The 21,856-nt window shown below is 37.3% G+C and carries 16 protein-coding genes and 1 tRNA gene; 6 read left to right on the plus strand and 11 right to left on the minus strand.

From position 1 onward, the window contains the following. Position 1: 1 nt before the first annotated feature. Positions 2 to 1,045 (minus strand): KpsF/GutQ family sugar-phosphate isomerase, encoded by a 1,044-nt coding sequence (locus tag RFH42_RS09340; RefSeq protein WP_308975316.1) that lies wholly within the window; start codon positions 1,043 to 1,045, stop codon positions 2 to 4. Positions 1,046 to 1,179: 134 nt separating this feature from the next. Here RFH42_RS09340 and cysS point away from each other — a divergent pair, with 134 nt between their 5' ends. The 3 genes from cysS to RFH42_RS09355 all read left to right on the plus strand — a co-directional run bounded on the left by cysS (position 1,180) and on the right by RFH42_RS09355 (position 3,966). Continuing rightward, positions 1,180 to 2,601, plus strand: coding sequence for a cysteine--tRNA ligase (gene cysS, locus RFH42_RS09345; protein WP_308975317.1), 1,422 nt, complete (start codon positions 1,180 to 1,182; stop codon positions 2,599 to 2,601). Between the two features lie 62 nt (positions 2,602 to 2,663). Beyond that, positions 2,664 to 2,739 (plus strand) — tRNA-Gly (locus tag RFH42_RS09350). Between the two features lie 213 nt (positions 2,740 to 2,952). Further along, positions 2,953 to 3,966 (plus strand): tyrosine-type recombinase/integrase, encoded by a 1,014-nt coding sequence (locus tag RFH42_RS09355; protein ID WP_308975318.1) that lies wholly within the window; start codon positions 2,953 to 2,955, stop codon positions 3,964 to 3,966. 143 nt (positions 3,967 to 4,109) lie between these two features. Here RFH42_RS09355 and RFH42_RS09360 read toward each other — a convergent pair whose 3' ends face one another. Next, complete coding sequence (locus RFH42_RS09360; RefSeq protein WP_308975319.1) at positions 4,110 to 5,465, minus strand: NAD(P)/FAD-dependent oxidoreductase; 1,356 nt, start codon at positions 5,463 to 5,465, stop codon at positions 4,110 to 4,112. 792 nt (positions 5,466 to 6,257) lie between these two features. On the opposite strand from RFH42_RS09360, the gene RFH42_RS09365 reads away from it, so the two are divergent. Both RFH42_RS09365 and mtlD read left to right on the plus strand, forming a co-directional pair. Further along, on the plus strand, positions 6,258 to 7,715 hold the full coding sequence (locus RFH42_RS09365; protein WP_308975320.1) for a SulP family inorganic anion transporter: 1,458 nt from the start codon (positions 6,258 to 6,260) through the stop codon (positions 7,713 to 7,715). Between the two features lie 617 nt (positions 7,716 to 8,332). Further along, entirely contained in the window at positions 8,333 to 10,390 is a 2,058-nt protein-coding gene (gene mtlD / locus RFH42_RS09370) for a bifunctional mannitol-1-phosphate dehydrogenase/phosphatase (protein WP_308975321.1), read from the plus strand. A 96-nt stretch (positions 10,391 to 10,486) separates the two neighbouring features. Here the strand turns inward: mtlD and RFH42_RS09375 are convergent, their stop codons facing one another. After that, a complete protein-coding gene (locus RFH42_RS09375) occupies positions 10,487 to 10,981 on the minus strand; it encodes a GNAT family N-acetyltransferase (protein WP_308975322.1) in 495 nt (164 codons plus the stop codon). A gap of 371 nt (positions 10,982 to 11,352) precedes the next feature. Then, a complete protein-coding gene (locus RFH42_RS09380) occupies positions 11,353 to 11,793 on the minus strand; it encodes an Rrf2 family transcriptional regulator (RefSeq protein WP_308975323.1) in 441 nt (146 codons plus the stop codon). Positions 11,794 to 11,900: 107 nt separating this feature from the next. On the opposite strand from RFH42_RS09380, the gene RFH42_RS09385 reads away from it, so the two are divergent. Further along, positions 11,901 to 12,788, plus strand: a complete 888-nt coding sequence (locus tag RFH42_RS09385) for an NAD(P)/FAD-dependent oxidoreductase (RefSeq protein ID WP_308975324.1) — start codon at positions 11,901 to 11,903, stop codon at positions 12,786 to 12,788. A gap of 118 nt (positions 12,789 to 12,906) precedes the next feature. Here the strand turns inward: RFH42_RS09385 and RFH42_RS09390 are convergent, their stop codons facing one another. From RFH42_RS09390 to RFH42_RS09420, 7 genes are all read right to left on the minus strand, one after another. Beyond that, positions 12,907 to 13,407: a hypothetical protein gene (locus RFH42_RS09390; protein WP_308975325.1), complete on the minus strand. Its 501-nt coding sequence runs from the start codon at positions 13,405 to 13,407 to the stop codon at positions 12,907 to 12,909. Continuing rightward, positions 13,404 to 13,958: a glycoside hydrolase family protein gene (locus RFH42_RS09395; RefSeq protein WP_308975326.1), complete on the minus strand. Its 555-nt coding sequence runs from the start codon at positions 13,956 to 13,958 to the stop codon at positions 13,404 to 13,406. Before RFH42_RS09395 ends, RFH42_RS09390 begins: the two co-directional genes overlap by 4 nt. Then, positions 13,942 to 14,193, minus strand: a complete 252-nt coding sequence (locus RFH42_RS09400; RefSeq protein ID WP_308975327.1) for a holin — start codon at positions 14,191 to 14,193, stop codon at positions 13,942 to 13,944. Before RFH42_RS09400 ends, RFH42_RS09395 begins: the two co-directional genes overlap by 17 nt. Before the next feature lie 67 nt (positions 14,194 to 14,260). Beyond that, the gene (locus RFH42_RS09405; RefSeq protein WP_308975328.1) at positions 14,261 to 14,440 is read right to left on the minus strand and encodes a hypothetical protein; all 180 of its coding nucleotides are present in this window, start codon (positions 14,438 to 14,440) and stop codon (positions 14,261 to 14,263) included. Beyond that, a complete protein-coding gene (gene gpJ, locus RFH42_RS09410) occupies positions 14,440 to 20,424 on the minus strand; it encodes a TipJ family phage tail tip protein (RefSeq protein WP_308975329.1) in 5,985 nt (1,994 codons plus the stop codon). The genes RFH42_RS09405 and gpJ overlap by 1 nt, the downstream gene beginning before the upstream one ends. A gap of 54 nt (positions 20,425 to 20,478) precedes the next feature. Beyond that, complete coding sequence (locus RFH42_RS09415) at positions 20,479 to 21,120, minus strand: tail assembly protein (protein WP_308975330.1); 642 nt, start codon at positions 21,118 to 21,120, stop codon at positions 20,479 to 20,481. Further along, a complete protein-coding gene (locus tag RFH42_RS09420) occupies positions 21,113 to 21,856 on the minus strand; it encodes a C40 family peptidase (protein WP_308975331.1) in 744 nt (247 codons plus the stop codon). Before RFH42_RS09420 ends, RFH42_RS09415 begins: the two co-directional genes overlap by 8 nt.

Here is a 21,856-nt window from a genome sequence, read left to right on the forward strand (position 1 = left end):
CTTAACTTACCCCAGCTTGAATCAGATCATGCATGCTAATCACACCAGTGACTCTATTTGCAGCATCTACAACAACAAATTGACTTATTTTCTTTTCATTCATTTTTTCTAAAGCTTCTACTGCACGAGCTTCAGCTGAAATTGTCATTGGATTACAAGTCATCACTGCTGAAACAGGTAGATTTACATCAAAACCTTGTTGTTTATCAATAAGACGACGCAAATCACCATCGGTAAATATCCCTAATAACGCATCGTGCTCATCGACAACTGTTGTAACACCCATGCGTTTATTAGAAATTTCATACAACACTTTATTCATTGGTGTATCAGGTGAAACTTTAGGTAAATCTGTACCTGTATGCATTAAGTGTTTCACATGCAAAAGTAAACGCTTGCCTAGTGCACCAGCTGGATGCGAACGAGCAAAATCATCTGCAGTAAAACCACGTGCTTCAAGAAGTGCCACAGCCAAAGCATCGCCTAAAGCTAAGGTTGCTGTAGTGCTCGATGTTGGTGCTAAACCCAATGGGCACGCTTCATTAATTTCACCTAATGTTAAGGCAACATCGGCATTTTTTGGCATAGGGCCACTGTCATCGCCACTAATACTAATCATTGGAACTTGTAGATGCTTAATCAGTGGCATCAACATCATGATTTCATCACTTTTCCCTGAGTTAGAAATCGCGATCAATACATCACCACGAACCAACATACCAAGATCGCCATGTCCCGCTTCAGCTGGATGAAGGAAAAATGAAGGTGTACCTGTAGATGCAAACGTTGCGGCCATCTTACGACCAATATGGCCAGACTTGCCCATACCCGTCACCACAACACGCCCTTGGCATTGCAAAATAATTTGGCAAGCGCGATCAAAACGCTCATCAATTTGGCCAGCTAGTGTATTTAAAGCATCAACTTCAACGCTTAACGTTTGTAATGCGACCTTTTGAAAATCTATTTGATTCTGCGTTTGTGGTAAATTCAAAATGATGAACCTTAATTCAATACAATAGAGATAAAAATCTTTTCGATGCATTCTAACATAGCAAAACTCAACTGCCTTTTTTTTAATGTATAAAATTCACTTGTATAGAAAAATTATTGATAAAACTTTGTGAATAATAGTGCTTAGGCTATGATAAAGCACCTTTATTAAAAACCTGTATGCCCATGCAACCATTTGTACTTTATAACTCTGAGCAACGCAAAAAAGTTGAATTTGTTCCTCGTAAAGAAGGTCAAATCGACATGTATGTATGTGGAATGACCGTTTATGATTATTGTCATATTGGGCATGCTCGAGTCATGGTTGCATTTGACTACATTGTTAGATTCTTACGTAGTCAAGGTTGGAAAGTGCGTTATATCCGAAACATTACTGATATTGACGATAAAATCATTAAACGTGCCAACGAAAATAATGAATCTATTCAACAGCTCACAGCACGTTTCATTCAAGCGATGAATGAAGATTCTGCCAATCTTGGTTGTGTTGCACCAGACGAAGAACCACGTGCGACCGATTATATTGACCAAATGCAAAACATGATTGGTCATTTGGTTGAAAAAGATGCTGCTTATGCTGCTAATAATGGTGATGTTTATTTTCGTGTAGAAAACTTTGACCGCTATGGCCGCTTGTCTGGTCGTAAGCTTGATGACATGCAAGCAGGTGCTTCAGACCGTGTTGATGTTGAAGTTGAGAAAAAACATCCTTTTGATTTCGTTCTATGGAAACATGCCAAAGAAAATGAACCTTTTTGGCCTTCTCCTTGGGGCAAAGGTCGTCCAGGTTGGCATATCGAATGCTCTGCCATGTCTACATGCTGCTTAGGTAACCACTTTGATATTCATGGTGGGGGCTCTGATTTACTCTTCCCTCATCATGAAAATGAAATTGCTCAAAGTGAAGCGGCAACAGGTGAACAATATGTGAATTATTGGATGCATGTTGGGTTTATCAATGTCGATGGCGAAAAAATGTCGAAATCTTTGGGTAACTTCTTCACCATTCGTGATGTTATGGATAAATTCCATCCCGAAGTGATTCGTTACTTTATTGTTTCTTCACACTACCGCAGCCCAGTTAATTTCTCAGATGTTGCACTCAAAGAAGCTAAGTCCGCTCTGAGTCGCTTCTACCATGCATTCAAAGCATTCCAACAAGTTTACGGTGAGCAATGTACAGCTCCACTAGAACAAAGCTTTATTGACCGTTTCAATAGTGCCATGCGTGATGACTTCAATACCGCTGAAGCGATTGCGGTATTATTTGAACTCAGCAAAGAGCTTAACCGCTCTATTAAAGAAGAAACTGCAGATCAGGCAGCAAGCTATTATGTAACTCTACGCTACTTGACTGATATTTTAGGTCTAGTACAACACCCAGTAGATGATTTTCTTAAATCAGATATTGGTCAAACAGCACTTGCCTTATCTGAAGAAGAAATCGCGGACTTTATTCAACAACGCCAAGATGCTAAAAAAGCAAAAGATTTTGCTAAGGCAGATGAAATTCGCCAATCTTTGTTAGCTCAAGGTGTCGTGTTAGAAGATACTCGTCAAGGTACTGTTTGGCGTCGTGCTGATTAATTCATCACTTGGTCGCATATAGAGTTGACAGTTTAATGAAATTCTCTATAATGCGACCTATTGCGGGAATAGCTCAGTTGGTAGAGCATAACCTTGCCAAGGTTGGGGTCGGGAGTTCGAGTCTCCTTTCCCGCTCCAAAATATGGTTTTAAAAATCAATAGGTTACAAGGTTTTAATGACTTTGTGACCTGTTTTTTATTGTCGATAGATCAGCTTTGGTTATTCAAAATAATCAAATTTCGCATTAAAAAACGCTTTATATTTCCCCTGCGACACCAAAAAAGTTGAGGTCTTAATGACCTTTTCCAAATTTGGTGTCACAGCGGCACCACGAAATTTGGAGTGTTATTATGCAAAAGCCGGTCAAACGCGGCAACGCCTATCGTATTACTGTTCGCCACAATGGCCAACGATTCACAGCTACCCGTGACACATCAGCAGAATGTGAACAATGGGCAGCAAAGAAACTTCTTGAACTACAATCCCAATCTGCTTCTCAACAAGAAGAAAAGATACATATCTCTTTTTATTCACTTTTTGATCAGTATTACCATGAGCATGGTAAGAACATGAAAAGTGCAGACTTTATTTTACAGCAACTCAAAGCATTAAAAAGTACTTGGGGTGCTGATGCTGAAGAATCAATCCATGACCTAACACCAGCAATGGTAAAAAGATGGCGTGATCAACGATTAAAAACAGTAAAGACAAGTACTGTTATTAGGCAGATGGGAGTTTATAGTTCTGCTTTTGAATATGCACGTAGAGAATTATTTTTAACTAAAGAAAATCCATTCAAAGAAGTCACAAAACCAAGTATGCCTCCTCCTCGCCATCAACGTATTCATAAGGAAGACGAAGAAGTAATTATCAAGGCATTAGGTTATAAGCGCGGACAAACTCCAACACTGCCAAGACACTTTGTAGCATGGGCTTTTCTATTCGCTTTAGAAACTACTATGCGTAAAGGTGAATTATTATCAATCAAGCAAAAACATATTTTTGAAGATTATATTAAGCTATATGATACTAAAAATGGCACTAATCGAGATGTGCCTTTAACAGCTCAAGCTCAAGAAATGTTAACTTGGTTAAAACCAAAGGATCCTGATGATAGAATATTTCCACACAATTCAAACTCATTCCGCCTAGTTTGGCAAAGACACTTAGCTAAGACAAAGTACACTGGTAAACTTCACTTTCATGATACGCGACACGAAGCGATTACTAGATTTGTTCATAACTATAAGATTCCCGTTGAAATTCTAGCGAAAATCACAGGCCACAAGATGATTAGTGTTTTGGTAAATACTTATTACAACCCTACAGCTAGCGAGATTGCTAAGATGTTAAAGGTGGCATAATCATATGAACCACTCAACGTCAATAGGGCTTTATATATTCATATTACAAAGATATGGTTAATTAATTGCAACATGGTGGTCATTATTCCAATATGACCACCATAATTTTTTAACATTTATCAGGTTAAAAATTTGTGTACTGCTTATTTTTTATCTCCATCACCACTACCTAAATAATTTTCTAGAGAATCATTTAAAGCATACAACCATGGTGTATGGTGTGGTTTCGCTAAATTACCCGTCATTACTGAAGTATAAACTTTATCCCTAAACCCCATAATATCTTCCTTTTTATGCTTCTTCCATTCCATAAATATCTTGTGGACAGCATCTATATCAAAAGAAGGATAGTCGGTAAGAGAAATGAGCTCCTTAATATAATCACCTTGAAATTTAGCCAACTCCTCATCCGATCCTAGACTTTTCTCCATCTCATGTAAAACATGAGTATGCCTAACCATATCTTTACGTGAAGGTAATAACGCTTTTCCAGTAATAATATCGCGTACAAACCAAGCTTGTGCATCAAACATATTAAAAGTATACCACTGATCTTGCATTCCTAAATAAAACATCTTTGGATTATCCTCCCAGACAACTCCTTGATATAGATCTTTAGGGTATAAGCAGTTATGAGTTTTTAATCTTAAATTTTCTTCTATAAATGGAAAGTGGTGCAAATATCCCGTACATAGAATAATCACGTCAACCTGCGCTGATGTACCATCCCCAAAATAAACTGTATCTTCATCTACAGATTTTAATTGATGCTTTTCAACCCAATTTTTAGGCCATTTGTATCCCATAGGTTTTGAGCGATAGCAACTATAAATTTGTTTTGCACCATACTTATAACATTGAGATCCAATATCCTCAGCAGAATAACTACTCCCAACCAAAAGTATGTTTTTCCCTTTAAATTCTAAAGCATCCCTAAAATCATGAGCATGAAGTATTCGGCCATGAAATCTATTAAATCCATCATACTCAGGAACTCGCGGTGTAGAAAAATGCCCAGAGGCAACAATTACGTAGTCAAATTCTTCAGAATAGCTTTCGCCGCTTGCATAGTTTTCCACAGATACTGTAAACATTTTAGACTTTGCATCAAAACTAATATTTTTAACAGCGGTATTAAAGCGCACGAGTTCTTTAACTCCAGCCTTTTCCACTCTCCCTTTAATGTAATCCCATAAAACTTCACGTGGTGGATAAGAAGCTATTGGTTTTCCAAAATGCTCATCAAAAGTATAGTCAGCAAATTCCAATGCCTCTTTTGGTCCATTGGACCACAAATATCTATACATACTCCCATGAACTGCATCACCATGCTCATCAATGCCTGTACGCCACGTATAATTCCACAATCCACCCCAGTCATCTTGTTTTTCAAAACAAATAATTTCTGGTATTTCTAGACCTTTGGCCTTTGCTGATTGAAATGCTCTTAGTTGAGCCATACCACTAGGTCCAGCTCCAATAATTGCGATTCGATCCATTGCTATCTCCATTAGTTTTAATTTTAATTTCAAATCCTGCTCATGAAAAATAGATTTATGACTTAAAAGAATATAACCAATAATCCTCAAAAATTAGATTATTCCCCTTGAACAGAATATGAAATAAATAAAAAGATATATACGCTAAGGTAAAGATTAAAATGTACTTTACTAAACACACATATATAAATGAGAAAAAATTATACCATGTTTTTTTATTAACTTTATGATTTTACTAAATAATTAGCACATAAAATCCAAGAAAAACCAAAAATAAATAAAATAATATTTTATATATCAATAAGTTATAAAACATGAAAATTCATCTATATTTTAAGTTAAAACAATAGATAACAACCATATAATGCATGATATTTTCAAGAATATTAATCATATTATCTTTATTAATAGAAACATTCTAACTCTTAATAGTACATGCTACATAAATCACTAAAATAAATTAAAACACACTAAAAAACAGTTATTATATTTATAGATATTATGTACAAAGACAAATAATTACTTAACTAACTATCTTGAGTATAATTTTATATTTATATAAGTATAGAAGTTTGAGCACTCTAGTCACTAACTAGTTTGAATTATCAAAAACTGATACCCTCAACAGTTCATTTCTAAGATCATCTTAAGTGTTTATGAAACTCACACCACATTGATATTTCTACCCCCTAAATTAGCAAGTTTCTCATTATTACCTAGTGATGTGATTTATTTTTAATATTTGATGTACCACATTACTAGCCTATTTATATAATCAAAAAGGCTATATTTATGCTGTCTAGTGTGCGAGAACAGTGGTTCTCTAATATCCGAGGAGATTTGCTTGCAGGACTTGTTGTTGGTCTTGCACTCATCCCAGAAGCCATTGCTTTCTCAATTATTGCAGGTGTTGACCCTAAAGTTGGTTTATATGCTTCTTTCTGTATTGCTGTTGTAATTTCATTCTTTGGTGGTCGCCAAGCCATGATTTCTGCCGCTACCGGAGCAATGGCCTTACTTATGGCAACATTGGTTAGAGAACACGGTTTGGAATACCTACTCGCTGCCACAATTTTAACTGGTGTTATTCAAATATTGGCTGGTTATTTAAAACTAGCAAAATTGATGAGGTTTGTATCCAAATCTGTTGTCACTGGATTTGTAAATGCTTTAGCTATTTTGATTTTCATGGCTCAAATTCCAGAATTACTACATGTAACATGGCATGTATATGCATTTGTCTCTCTAGGTTTAGCTATTATTTATCTGTTTCCTTTAATGCCTGGACTTGGAAAACTATTACCATCACCACTAGTTTGTATTATTGTTATAACCTTACTTTCGGTAGTTATTGCAGTTGATGTTAGAACTGTTGGAGATATGGGTTCATTACCTGATACACTGCCAATTTTCCTAATCCCTAATATCCCTATAAATATCGAAACACTATTGATTATTCTTCCATATTCATTTGCATTAGCTGCAGTTGGTTTACTGGAATCTATGATGACAGCAACTATTATCGATGAAATGACGAATACCCCGAGTGATAAATATCGAGAATGTAAAGGACAAGGTATTGCTAATATCACCTCTGGATTTATGGGAGGAATGGCAGGTTGTGCCATGATTGGACAATCAATGATTAATGTCAAATCAGGTGGACTTACACGATTATCCACTTTTTCGGCAGGTATATTTCTTTTTGTTCTCGTAGTCTTTATAAGTGACTGGTTAAGTGTAATTCCGATGGCTGCTTTAGTAGCCGTAATGATAATGGTATCGATCAGTACATTTAACTGGAACTCCATAATTCATTTAAAGAAGAACCCTAAAAGCAGCAGTATTGTAATGTTCTCAACAGTTCTCGTTGTAGTTGCCACCCATAACTTAGCTTTAGGTGTATTAACCGGAGTACTGCTTTCAGCATTATTTTTGGCCAACAAATTAGAAAATGATATTAAAGTGAGTGTGTCCTACGAAGGTGCAGCTCGATTATATAACCTTAAAGGACAAATATTTTTTAGTTCATCAGATAGTTTTTTTAACTTCTTTGATTTTGAGGAAAATGTCAATGAGGTCATTATTGATTTAACTCAATCTCATATTTGGGATATCACATCAGTAGCTATGCTAGATTCTGTTGTTAATAAATTTGAGAAAAATGGAACTACTGTGACTGTACGTGGACTGAATGAGGCAAGCTCAATTATGATCGATAAGTATAGTACGCGTGTAAGAACAGAATGATCCATTTCAAATACTATGATATTAGACGTAAGAGCATCCTGTAACTTATATATTCCAAATATAGAATAAAAAAGTGGATTAATTTTTTATTAAGCCTAATTACGACTTAACACTATATATGCTTAATTATAAAGTTTTAAACTTATTTAAGTAATTGGCATATTTCTAAACATGTATAGCCACGTTATCGTAAAATCAAAATAATGACCTGTGTGCAATCCCTAGAAATAGAGGCGTGATATCTATCGATTAATTGCAGGTCACAACCAAGCTGAAGGTCATGTTTTAATCTCAGTGCCTCATTAGAAATTTTATTAAAGATTTTTAAATCAAACATAGCGGTATGACTACAACAAATACCTGTCCATTTCACTAGCCACCTTTGTCACAGGATCACAAATCCGTACATTTTTTTGCAAGCCAAAGTTAACTTGATAAATAAAAACCTTCACATCAAAACTGGAATTTATTCATATAAAGTTACAGATAACATCCCATATCGACCCTCATTGATCAAAAAATACCCAAATAAACACTTTTACAGCCTAAATTATAAACATTTCAATCCATTCTTTTTATTCTTTAATTAGTTTTTTAGATTAATAGATGGATTTTAAGTGATTAAATTTAATAATTATGATGTTTATGGTGCAATCTTTGATATGGATGGCACAATGTTTGATACAGAGCGTTTAAGGCTCAAGACTTTAAAACAGGCATCTAAAGAAATTATTGGAACTGAATTTAGTGATACTTACTTAATTGCTTGTCTAGGATTAAGTGCAAAAAGTGCTCATAATTTAGCTCAACAACAATATGGTGAAGATATCCCCTACGCTAATATTAGAAAGCGTGCAGATGAGCTTGAATTAGAAAGTATTAGATCTACAGGTGTTCCAATAAAGAAAGGATTGGTTCAGGTTTTAGAGCGACTACGTAAATCAGGTTTGAAAATGGCTGTTGCAACATCGAGTCGGCGTGCTATAGCAGAGGAGTACCTTATTAATGCAAATGTATATAAATTTTTCGATGTAATAGTATGTGGTGATGAAGTTCAGAAAGGAAAACCTAATCCAGAAATTTTTATCTCCGCAGCAGAAAAAATAAATGTAAAACCATCTGAATGTTTTATGTTTGAGGATTCGGAAAATGGTATTCAATCGGCATATGATGCCAATGGAATCACAGTATTATTTCAAGATATAAAAGAACCAACTGAAAATATGCTTGCAAAATCGTTCTTTTTCTTCGAAAGTATGTATGATTATTTAGAATCACTTGATCAAGTATCACCCAAATTAGATTTGCCTCAACTTAATGATCCATTTCCTCAGACCTTAAATCAGCTTTCCGTTGGTATACATGGATTTGGCGCTATTGGTGGTGGTTATATTGCTCAAATTTTTTCTCATTGGGATGGATATACTCGCCCAAAAAAAATTTATGCTTCGACATATAACCCATTATATCTGTCAGCTGTAAATGCTTTCGGCTCTTATGGAATTCGTTATAATCAATTTTCTTACGATGAGCGAATCGAAAATATAGAGATTATTAATTCAAATTGTATTGAAAAAATGCATGAAATGTATATTCAATCAAGTATGATCGCCATCTGTTTACCAGAAGAGGCTATAGAGGAAGAAGCTCATATCATTGCTCAAGGTTTGTATGCACGATACATTGCAAACCTCGAAAGATTTACAAACCCTTTAACACTTTTAATTATTTTAAATAAAATCGGTGCAAAAAAATTATGGCTCGATAAAATTCATAATGCACTTGAAAAAATTACAACTACAGAAATTACAGTTCAAATTTTAGATCATCATTATTTTTGCGATACTGTTGTTAACCGAATGGTCTCAAGAACGAAAGAGCAAAATTTATTAAAACAGTTAAGAATAAAAAATAATATTATAAAAATCCAAAATAAAACAATAAATTATGAACAAAAAAATATACTAGACAACTCACAACTTAATATTGATCAAAAAAAGTTAGCATCATCTTACTTGGGCGAAATCATGAATAATTCTAAACCCAATCAAGCTTTACAATCTACAAATTTAATTTTATTTCATGCTGAAACTGATATGCCTATTTATGTTGAAAATCAAAGTCCTTTAATACAAAAAATGAGACAGATGATACTCGTAGATGATATTAAAGAAATCCAATTCATTAAAAATAGATTATGGAATGGCGTACATGCCATAGTGGCTTGGTATGCATTACTTTTAGGGTATCAAACAATAGGTGTTGCGATGTCAGATGAAAGAATCACTACTTTTATGGATAAAGCTTTAAAGCAGGTTAAGTCTGGGCTATCCTTTCAATTCCCATCAAGGCATAGCGATTTAAATGTATTTACAGAGAATTTTAAAAAGGCTTGCTTAAATGCATATAAAGATCCATGTGAAAGAGTCGCAAGGGATCCTTTAAGAAAATTAAGCCTCAATGAAAGGGTACTTGGCTCCATTATTTTTAATTTCAAGAATAATTTACCCTATGAATCCTTAATGAAAGGAATGTCTTATGGTTATCAGTATGCTGTAGAAACAAAACAAATTAGCTCTACGGAAGTATTTAATCACTTGAAATTACAGTTAAATGATTCAAATCTACAAGACTTAGAAAAAGAGCAGCTATTAAAAAAATATTTAGAAGTTTAGTATAAAAGATCTGCTTCTCACATTTGAGTCCATTTAAAAATATGTGGGCTCTTTTTTTTGTGTCATAGACTTAACATTACCAATAACTATTTTCATTTAATCTATTAACTTCTCAAGCACATTTGGATTATACAATCTAAACCTTGCAAAATATTCTCCACCTAGAGTAACCGTACCATCAAATACAAATCCCAATAAATAAATACCTTTCAATTTTTTCCTAGTTGATGGTAATAAAATTGTTATTGACTCTAAACTCATTTCAGTAAAGGCTTTTTTAATAATTTTATAAAAAATTTGTTTTCCTACCCCCCAATATAATGGATGCAGAACTAAAGCTAAGTCTGCCTCACCATCTTCATGTTGCAATCCACCCCATCCGGCAAATTTACCATCAACCACAAAAGCCCAAGGACCATATCCATATTTTTCCCATTGATTTTCTTTTTCTTCAACCCACTTAATGCAAAACTCTTCATCAAAAATGACACCATTAGCTAGCGGCATTTGTTTGAGCACATGTTCATTTGTATTTACTTCAATAATATCTTGGTTGCTAATTTTTTTTAAACGCTCAAATTGAATATTCAACTCATCTTCCCGAAACAAAATACAGCTCTTAAAACAATTTAATTAAAAATATCACACCAAATTAACTTTGTTAAATCAATTGGATATTTATTTTAAAGCCTTGATTTTCCTATCAAAGCTTTTCTTTATTGCACTAGATCTACTTAGAGCAATAATCATCGAATTACCATACATCAAATAGACTCTACAATAACAACATATTTCATCTAACACTTAGTGTATTTTATAACCATAGAATTGATGATCTCACCCCGACATGATGCTCGTCACTGAAAAGCAAAACATCCCGATGAAAATTAACTGCCATTTTTAAATGTGTAAGAATCTATTCTAAATTACATATCCCATAACTCTAATAAAGTTAAATCAAACTATTTAGTCTCAATATGTTTTTCCCATTCAACCTGAAAATCATGTGCTAACTTATCTAATTTTGTATTCTTTAAATGATTCATCAATAACTGTTGTGCCTCAATGAATGCTTGATCCAAAGCTTGATTTACAATTAATTCAACCAAGCAATTGGGTTGTTTATTTTCATTACCAATAGCAAAAATTGAAGGCTCACCTACTGCTATATAAACATCATAAAGAGATATTTCACTTAAAGACTTAATCAAACTCCACCCCCCACCTGGCCCCTTCTCTGAATCCACAAATCCATACTTTTTTAATCCTGACATTGTTCTACGTACAACTACTGGATTTGTCTCTAACATTTCTGAGATGTAATCTGATGTGAAAGGCTTATCTTCACGTGCCATATGTAAAAGCACATGAAGCATTCGAGAGAGCTTACTGTCTTTACGCATTGGTATATCTTCAAATGAATGGATTAAATAGATTGTAACATTGAAAGTTCCATATTAATTTTAATAATGATATAGTAACTTTAAATGTTACATATTAGGTTATAAAAATGAACTATGAAGTTATAATTATTGGTGGTAGCTATGCAGGTCTATCTGCTGCACTACCTTTGGCTCGCGCTCGTCGTCAAATTTTAATTATTGATGCAGGACAACGTAGAAACCGCTTCGCAAAATATTCTCATAATTTTCTAACTCAAGATGGTATTGCACCTGATGTAATTGCAGAAAAAGCTCGATCACAAGTTGAAAAATATTCAAATGTTTCGTGGCTTTCTGAAACAGTAACGGATGTAAAAGCAATAGATGGGCAGTATTTGGTAATAGCTGGACGGCAACAGTTCCAAGCTGAAAAAATTATCATTGCCACAGGTGTAAAAGATGAATTACCTTTGGTTGAAGGTTTAGCAGAGCGTTGGGGTAAATCTATCCATCACTGCCCTTATTGTGATGGATATGAACTTAATATGGGGGAAGTGGGTATCCTTGCATCTGGTATGCATTCATTACATCAAGCACTAATGTTACCTGATTGGGGAAAGACCACATTATTTTTAAACAATACTATAAAAATCGAACAGCTAGATAATATGCTCTTAGAAAAACTTTCTAAGCGTCAAATCACTATTGAGAGTCGTAAAATTGCACGTATTGAAAATCATTGTGACCTTGTATTTATCGATGGAAATCATACAACTTTAAGTGGTTTATTTGTGTCCACAATCACTCGTTTACAAGCAAATTGGATTCGTAATTTAGGCTTAGATATTGATATCAATGAATATGGTGAGGCGATTAAAACATCTCCTGTAAAAGAAACAAATATTAAAGGAATTTATGCGTGTGGCGATATAACTCGCGCAGGTGGTTCTGTTGCTTTATCTGTCGGTGATGGTGCAATGACAGGCATTGCAACACATAAATCCTTTATTTATTAAAATATTGTGTAATATATACCCATAATACAACCTATACACAATAAAATTAATTAATCACTTAAATTACAACTAGCCTTATTTCTATAAATAGGGCTTTTACTGCTTTATGACTATGTTTTCACTCCGGCCACCCTTCACTCAATCGCCCGACATCAACTGCGTGTCCATCAGCCGCTTCTGCCAGCGTTCTATATTCAGCGATGCACTCTTTGAGTATGTCTGAGCTGGTATCGGCGTACTTAATAATGGTCTCACGGGAAGCTGTGGACATACGGCTTTTGGCTGTATCGAGTTGCTTTGACAAGCTATTAGCAACGGACTGAGCACGAGTAGCATCAGCCATGACTTTTTTAATTTTAACATTGTAATTTTGCTCCGCTTTTAACAGTTGTTCAGACCATTGTTTTTCTTTTGCTGTAGCTTCTGCTTTAGCCTTTTCGGTTAAGGCTTGCGACTCAGCTACTTGGGTTTTGAATTTCACATCGAGCAGCTGGTACTCAGCTTGACAATGATCAACACGCCAAGATTGAATGCTTAAGCCAATACCACCTAGTAATAAAAAAGCCATCAATACGATAATGATGGCTTTATAGAATTTCGCTAAGAATATGTCGATCATGCATTCTCCCTCATGCACTTGTCATAGCGTTCTTTTTGTCGGGTCCACACGCCATAGCAACCATTGGATCGAATACTACAATCACGCTTTGCTACATACTTGTATTTAAGTAGTGACTCACAAGCTTGTTTGTATTTACCTACTTTTAAATTTCGTAGCATGGAAGAGTTAGACCAAGCACCTGTGCCATATTGATAGGTGAAATCAAAATACAGATCATATTCGCCTTGAGACACCTTTACGTTTTGCAATGTCTTGTTAAATCGCACTGCATCTTTATCCATGTGGGCCTTAAGATACTCAAATCCTTGTTTACGTGTTATTGGCGGATCAGACATTTTTACACGTTGGCCATTTGGATACACCGTAATACCAGGACCAATCGTAGGGACATCTCCTTTTACTGGAATAACGGGTTTAGGTGTAAAACCCTCTTTGGCCATAGTTGCCTGTACCTGCTGATCACTTACACCAGATATAAAAAAACCGCCTGTTCCTAAGGCGGTTGCTAGTGTGGATCCAATGACCCAATACTTAGTCTTTGACATCACATTCCCCTTCAATTTGCTTCATACGTGCGAGATGTTCACGCCGCTCACGACGATCTCGCTGATATGAAAAATAAAAATTAATCAGTAGACCAAGTACAGCAACTCCTACACCGATCCAGCCAATCCAATTAATCCCCATAAAAAAACCAGCGGCACTTGTCGCACCACCAGTTAAAGTTGCTTTTGATCCGATTGCTGCGACAGATGCTTCTGCTGCAGCGGATGTTTCAGACATGATATTCCCCCAAATTTTAGATATAAAAAAAGGCGCTTATTGCGCCCACTTATTCCACATAAACATTTCACTGATCTGGATAGACCCATTCCATACTAATAAAATCAAATAATTGCTCGTACATGTTTTCGGGTTCTATAGTCGTAAATACTGCGTTTTCTGGTATGTTTAAACATACTGTTTGATCATCACCTTTAATGGTCTGCACGACCTTACCACGACCATTTAATATATATAACGAAGGCATTAGCGTTTAGCTCCTTGTAAAATAAATTTTCGATTTCGAATATAAGCCCTTGGATTATTTCCCCAGCCTGAAATATAAAACTCAACCGAGTATTTGTGGCTACCAGATGGAGGTTTGTCAAAAATAGGCAACATAATCTGATCAAACTTTTGCAACATAGGTGGATAGAGACTATTGCTGTCATCATAATAGATTTTGGGGGCATCCCACTTTACTTGACTGATCACTGTATTACCCCTTTTAATTGAAATTAATACGTGAGCGGAATAACTGCTCGTCCAAGCCCCAAACACCTCCATTGCCTCAAAACAAAACCATGCAACAACATTTCCACCTGCTGGATTAATTGTTGCTTCTGCAATAGAAAAAGCTGTATCAAAGTATGGAATATCATAGCGGTCAGCAAATTCACTAGCAGCATTTGCAGTAATCGCCCCACCTGCAACTTGTAAAGTATCTACCTGTGCACTGCCGATATGAGCTTTTTTAATGGCACCATCTTCAATATTGGCAGCTGTAGCCTTTAAACTCCCAAAGCTCGCAGTAATTGCACTAAGATCGTCAACCCAAAGTTTTGATGCATCAATTCGTCCAAAATATCCATTAGACACATACAGACCAGGAGGAATAATAGTGCCATTAGGCAATGTATCCGCCTTTGTTTGTAAGGACATGAGCGGCTTAGGTTGAATACCATCAACTCCAACTGGTGCACCAAAATGCACTGCATCATAGTTAAAGATCATGGTCCCTGTTTTACCATCGTTCATAGAACCATGGCCAACAATGTGACCATTCACATCAAACTTCATGTATTGCTGAGCATAAACACCGTCGATCGACTGCTTTTGCTCTTGGATAGATGCAGTATGACCATTTACCGTTGTTTGCATTGTGTTGACTTGTTTGACTGTAGCACTAGACTCCTTAGCCACCGCATCAACTTCGGTTTTCAATGTAGCTAAATTGGTGTTCGCTTGATTAGCCTTAAATAAAGCATCATTAGCTGTAGACTGTGCATTATCTGCCTTGGTATTGGCAGATTTAGCAGAAGCTTGCACTGTATCAATACGATTAGCTTGAGATGATTGATCATCAGATAGTGTTTTTATCTGACTTTGAACCGTAGATTTATTACTTTCAAAATCAGAGCGAACAGTTGAGATGCTTTCACTTAAAGCTTTATCTGCATCAACAAGCGTACTAATTTGATTAGAAACAACTGCACTATTCTGCTGCATTTCTGCTGCAACTTGATCAGTACGTTTGGCTTGAGCCATATCACCTTCGATGCGTGCAGACTGCTCAGACCAAACACCAACAAGCGAAGCAGTACTGCCTGCCATGTCACTGATTGAACCTGCAAGTTCTGGATTCACTTGAGCGTAAACTCCGTCAATTCGTTTTGTTTCTACTACTAACTTTTGATCAACAGTATTTACCTTAGAATCGACTTGGGTCAATTGCCCCGTTGTTGCATAGCCCCCCAACTTAGCTTCTACAGCATCAACCTTTTGCACTGCAGCACTTGCATCATTCGCCGCTACTGTTGCCTTGGATAAGGCTGTAGCAGAGTTTTGATTCGCTGTGTTTGCGGTGTTTTTAGCATCATTTGCAGTATTTACAGCATTGTTAGCTTGGTTAACTGCACTTGCAGCATTTGAGTTTGCATTTTGTGCGGTTGCTGTTGCACTTGATGCCATACTTGCAGCCGATCCAGCCTGATCAACAGCGGCCTTAGATTGCTGTACGGCTGTTGCACTGTTTTCTAAAGCTTTGTCTGTGTCCTTCTGAGTTTTCTTTAAACTTACATCTAAGGCATCAATAGTTTCGGCATTAGCACTGGATGTATTCACTGCGGTATTGGCAGTCTGACGCACAGAAGCCAATGCGGTATCATTACTTGAGATATAACTGTTTAAAGCCTCAGTGGTAACACGATCACCATCGATACGGGCTGTTCGCTCCTCTTGAATAGATGCCTTATTTTCACCAACGGATACACCGATAGTATCAATGCGTTGACCTAAAGCTGAATCTCCCTCAATACGTGCAGATTGCTCCGACCAAACACCAACAAGTGAAGCAGTACTGCCAGCCATATCAGTAGTTGAACCTGCGAGTTCAGGATTCACTTGAGCATAAACGCCATCGATACGTTTAGTTTCTGCTATCAACTTTTGGTCAATAGTATTTACCTTAGAATCTACTTGGGTTAGTTGTCCTGTTGTAGCGTAATCACCCAATTTAGCTTCTACAGCATTTACTTGTTTAACTGCTGCACTCGCATCATTTGCAGCAACCTCAGCCTTAGACAAAGCAAGGGCCGAATTTTCATTCGCCTTATTTGCTTTGTTCACTGCATCATTCGAAGCATTAACAGCTGCAGCAGAATTTGAATTGGCAGACTGCGCTGTAGCTTGGGCTTGAGTTGAGATACTTGCTGCAGACTTAGCATCGCTCGCTGCCGTTTCTGCTGTAGATATAGCAGTTGCACTATTTTTAAGTGCCTTATCAGTATCTCCTTTAATTACATCAACTTCAGAACTTAACCCTTGAATACTTTGGGTATTGGCATTCGTTGCATTGGTTGTCGCTTTTAAATCATTGGTGATGGTCGCCATTTTCCCATCATTCGTTGTGATATATGTATTCAACGTTGATGCTGTTGATTCATTTTTATCAGCAACCACTTTTAACTCATTGCGAATCGCAGCATTACTGTCATTAAAATCAACACTCAAAGTATCAATTTTTTGACCTAAAGCTTTATCACCATCAACTCTTGCAATAATTTCTTGCTGAATTGATGCCTTATTGCTGCTGGTTTCTACACTTACAGTATCTACACGCTTTGCAAGAGCCATATCACCCTCAATCATGGCAGATTGAAGTGACCAACTCCCCACAAACACCTCACCACTACCTGCCATATCTGTTACAGATCCAGCAAGTTGTGGATTTAATTGCGCATATACACCATCGGTCTTTTCAGATAAAACTTTTTGTTCATCTGCAATGACCTTCATGTCACTTTGTACAGCTGCAAATCCACTATCTGTAGACTTTTTAAGTGTATCTATAACTTGAAGTGTATTTTGATTCGTCTGATTGATGACTTGTGTTAACCCATCTTCAGATGACTTAATTGCCGCCTTTCGATCAGCAACCTCTTTATCAATGTTTTTCTGTGTTGAATTTATGGCATCAATGCGGTTTTGACGTTCAGCTGCTAAATCAGCATTCGTTTTATCTGTTATCGCTTTAATGTCTTTAACATCTTGTATTCTATCCTTCACCTCCTGATCTATTTTATTTTGAGTCGTATTGATTGCATTGATACGATCTTGGCGTTCAAGTGCTAGATCAGAGTTTGCTTTATCTGCTGTAGTCTGAGCATTTTTAACTGCAGCATTTAAACCAGATAAATCAGTATCAATCTGATCGATATGATCAACCTTAGTCTTTAAATCTTTACTGAGTTGGCTTTCAGAGATTTGCTCATGCAGTAAATCCAGCACATCTTTAGCATCTGCTGTCGATGTACCACTCACCCAGTTTGACCAATCGCCTTTATTGCCAATTCGGTCTACCAAACGACCTTGATAGAACTGTGTTAAGTTCGGCTGCAAACCTTGAATTGTATGGGTGGTTGTTGGGTAAGCAAATAAACCAAGCTGAGCAATATTTGATTTCCCATCAGGGCTAACATTGATTTCAACAAAGGCCGTGTCCAATGCACCAACGGCAGGAAAACCCCAATCAATCTTCATTCCAAATAAAACACCAGTAGCCCGAATAAATGCTAACTTTGGCGGTTTACCTTGCTTACCCTTGAGTTCAGTCAATTTGGAATATGTCGGTAAAGATGAAATCTCAAAAGCCGAAATAGCAATCACTCGTGCTTCATATTTTCCAGCATAAATACCAGCGACCTCTGCTGAATTACTCCCTGTAATTGGAAGCTTTAACCAAGTGCCATTATCTTTACGCCATTCAACCTGATACTTGGTTGCATCTTTGGCTTGAGGCCAGCCAATAATCATGGTTTCAACTGATAGACCTTGCTGTACCATCTGCTCACTAGAAATGGTGACAGATTCAACAGGTGCTTGTGTGGTCGGCTGAATGATAGAAATTGGGCGTTCATCAATGAATGCACCGTGATCAATTGCATCATATTTAGCTGGGTTATGTTGTAAAGCAGTAATCGTAAATTGATGTTGTTCATCCTGTACAACTGATAGGACGCGATATTTAACCGTTGCTAAATCCTTAGCATCAACAACCCAAATATTCTGCGCTGCAACGCTATCAAATGCAGCAACGACAGTGACCACTCGACCATTAATACCCGACACAGTACGTGCTTGGGACTTGCCATCCTCACCATTAACAACCAATCGATCACCAGCACGACACACCACATCGTCACGATCAATGGTAATGCTTTTACGGTCTTTAGATACTGCTGAAATACGCCCACCATTATCACGACCCGCAAGTAGATGGTTGGCAACCTCGATTACTTTACCAGGTAATGGAATATGACCATCCAAACCGACTTTAAAAGTTATTGTTTGCGTTTCGAGTTGCTCGGACTTTAAGGCCCATTGTCCAGTGCGCTGTGCTTGTCCTTCAGAAGTACAACCCCATGCCTCAAGCTCTAACATTTTTACTGTTCTATCTTGAGCAATCGCTTTTTCATCTCGTACAAAAACGTATTCGGTTTTATAGCGATTCTGTGGGTTATCCCAAGCAACCTTTACAGCATTATGCCGATCACGGTTCCTTGTACCTACGGAATTAATGGCCCCAACACCGCCAATAATATTGGCTGACGTATAGGTAAAATAAGTATCTTGAGGCAGATCAGCTTCACAAATGATAGATGTGCCATCCCAATAGTTAATCGCACGGAATAGCCCAGCGAGTTTTCTTAAGATATCAAAAGCTGCTTCTGCACTTTGAATGTACACATTACAGGTAAAGCGTGGTTCTTCTCCGCCTTTACCATCAGGGACTAACTGATCACAATATTGAGCCAAGCGATACAGGGACCACTTATCAATCATTTGTTCAGTTAATCGATGACCTAGCGCATAACGTTTTGCGGTACAAAGATCGTAATAAATCCATGCAGGGTTATTCGTATAGGCACGTTTAAATAAGCCATTCCACATGCCCACATAAGAACGAGATACAGGATCATAATTACTTGGTACCTTAATTTTGATACCTTTTAATTCCACCGCAAGTTTTGCAATATTCGAGAAGGTTTCTGCGTCGTATTGCACACCAATTAATGCAGTATTTGGATATGCAAGTTTAAGATCTACCACTTCGGTAATAGCTTGCACATACATCTTGTCGCTAACATATTCAGAGTTTGAATTTGGTGTTTTACGGGTAACTCGGATTAACCAGTTTTTATTGGCTTTCGGTAGGCCAATACGGTGTGTACGTTCATAGTTTGCTGAGGTTTTGCCTGACATCTGAGTTTCAAGCGCTAACTCCCACGTACCACCATCTGCTTGGACTTCGATTGAATAGTCAATCTTTACGCCATTCACATCACCAGTACTTGGATCTTGTTGTTTCAGTGCGCCAAAACGAACCCGTACAATCACAGCATCCAAACCTAAATTTGTTACACCTTTCACCCAAGGTGTACCGCTTTTTAGCTCTACACCAACAGCCGACTCAGAGGCGATGCTTTCAAACCCTTCCATATAGGTTTGATCATTTGTACCGGTACGAAAATCTAGTGTCAAATCTTGAAAATTCTTAGCCCCACTATCACTTTCAACTGGCGTGTCATCGAGATATACAGATTTAAGACCATTAGCTAGACCTTCAACCTCTCCCTCGCTCATACCGTATTGCAACCGAGCATAAGTTTTGGATGCAGTCGTGTCTTTAGCTACTTTGGGTTGTCGTTGTTTTCCACCACCACCTTTGGCACCCATTACAACTTTATGCATACTTTTCACCACGCAATAAAAAAGGCGCTTATTGCGCCCATATATTCCCCAAGATTATTTTTTACCACCGCTACCACTTCCACCAGTATGCCCAGCATCAGCAGAACTAAAAGTATCTACCGCAAACTGGCCAGCATTAACAATGAAGCCACCGACTTCACGTTGGCCATAAAGGATTGGAACAGGATTGCCTTGTGCGATAGTGGTCACAGCACCACCGAAACCATGGTTAGCCCTATTACCATCTTGGTTTTGATCCTGATCATCAACCTTAGGCATTAGCATTTGCGCAACACCACCAATTAACATACCTATACCAGCACCAATCATTGCACCACCAATTTGACCAGCCGAGCCATAGGAAAGACCTGTTACAACCACACCAGCGACAATAAGTACAACGCCTAAAATGGTCTGCAAAATTCCACTATTACCACCAGCCCCAATAACCTTTGGTACGATCTTGATAACTTCGGCACCAGTATCGAAATCAATCTGACCTTCACCAATGTTTTCGCCATCTTGGAATACTGCAAAAGTTAAACCCTGTTCATGTGCTGTCATCATGAATTGTTCAAAGCCTGGTACTTGCACAGATAACGCCTTAACAGCTTCACGGGTACTTTCAACAGCCAACTTAAACTCTTTACCAAACTTCTTGGCCAGTACCCCATAAAGCTTGATGGTTTTAAGCATCTTTATGCCTCACTATCTTTGCAACACGCTCTTGCCATTGCTGGCCAAAGATTTCACGTATTGATTTACGCCCATAGGGATGATGTAAAATCAAAGGCCCACCAAAACACGCAGTGCTTTCTTCGGACTTCAATTGCCACTGATCACCCAACCAAATCACTGCATGATTCGGATGTTCCGTGCGACCTACGTTACACACCAACATGTCGCCATACCGTGGTTCACTGACTTCATAGAATCCGGCTATCTCTAAGTTATCAAGGTAAAGTGATTGATGATCCTTATCACTCCACCAATCATCTTGACGTTCAAAGTCAGGTAATTGAATACCGAGCTCACGACGATAAAAATCACGTACGATCGAATAACAGTCTTGATAGCCATGGTGATAATCACGACCAATCAAAGGCGCTTGATAACCACAAGGTTCGTAGACCTGAAATTCAATCTCTGGCCATGCGCAAATTACCCAAGGCTTTTCGTGTAGTTCAATCTGTAACAGATCAAGATCGGAAGCACGTGCCGTTGCATTGGGGTGGGAATGTACATAGGCTTCAATTTCCCCAATATCCTCAGCATTCGCTAAATCTTGGTGATGGATTTGAAATTGCCCTTGTTCAGCAACATTGCGACAAGGAATATAACGCCCTAAAACAACAACCCCACAACATTCTGTGGGGTAGCATTGTTCAGCATGAGCCAAGATATCGGCTTTTAATTTCTTCGTTAGTTTCAT

The organism is Acinetobacter rudis (assembly GCF_031157835.1).
In the GTDB taxonomy this organism is placed as follows: domain Bacteria; phylum Pseudomonadota; class Gammaproteobacteria; order Pseudomonadales; family Moraxellaceae; genus Acinetobacter; species Acinetobacter rudis_A.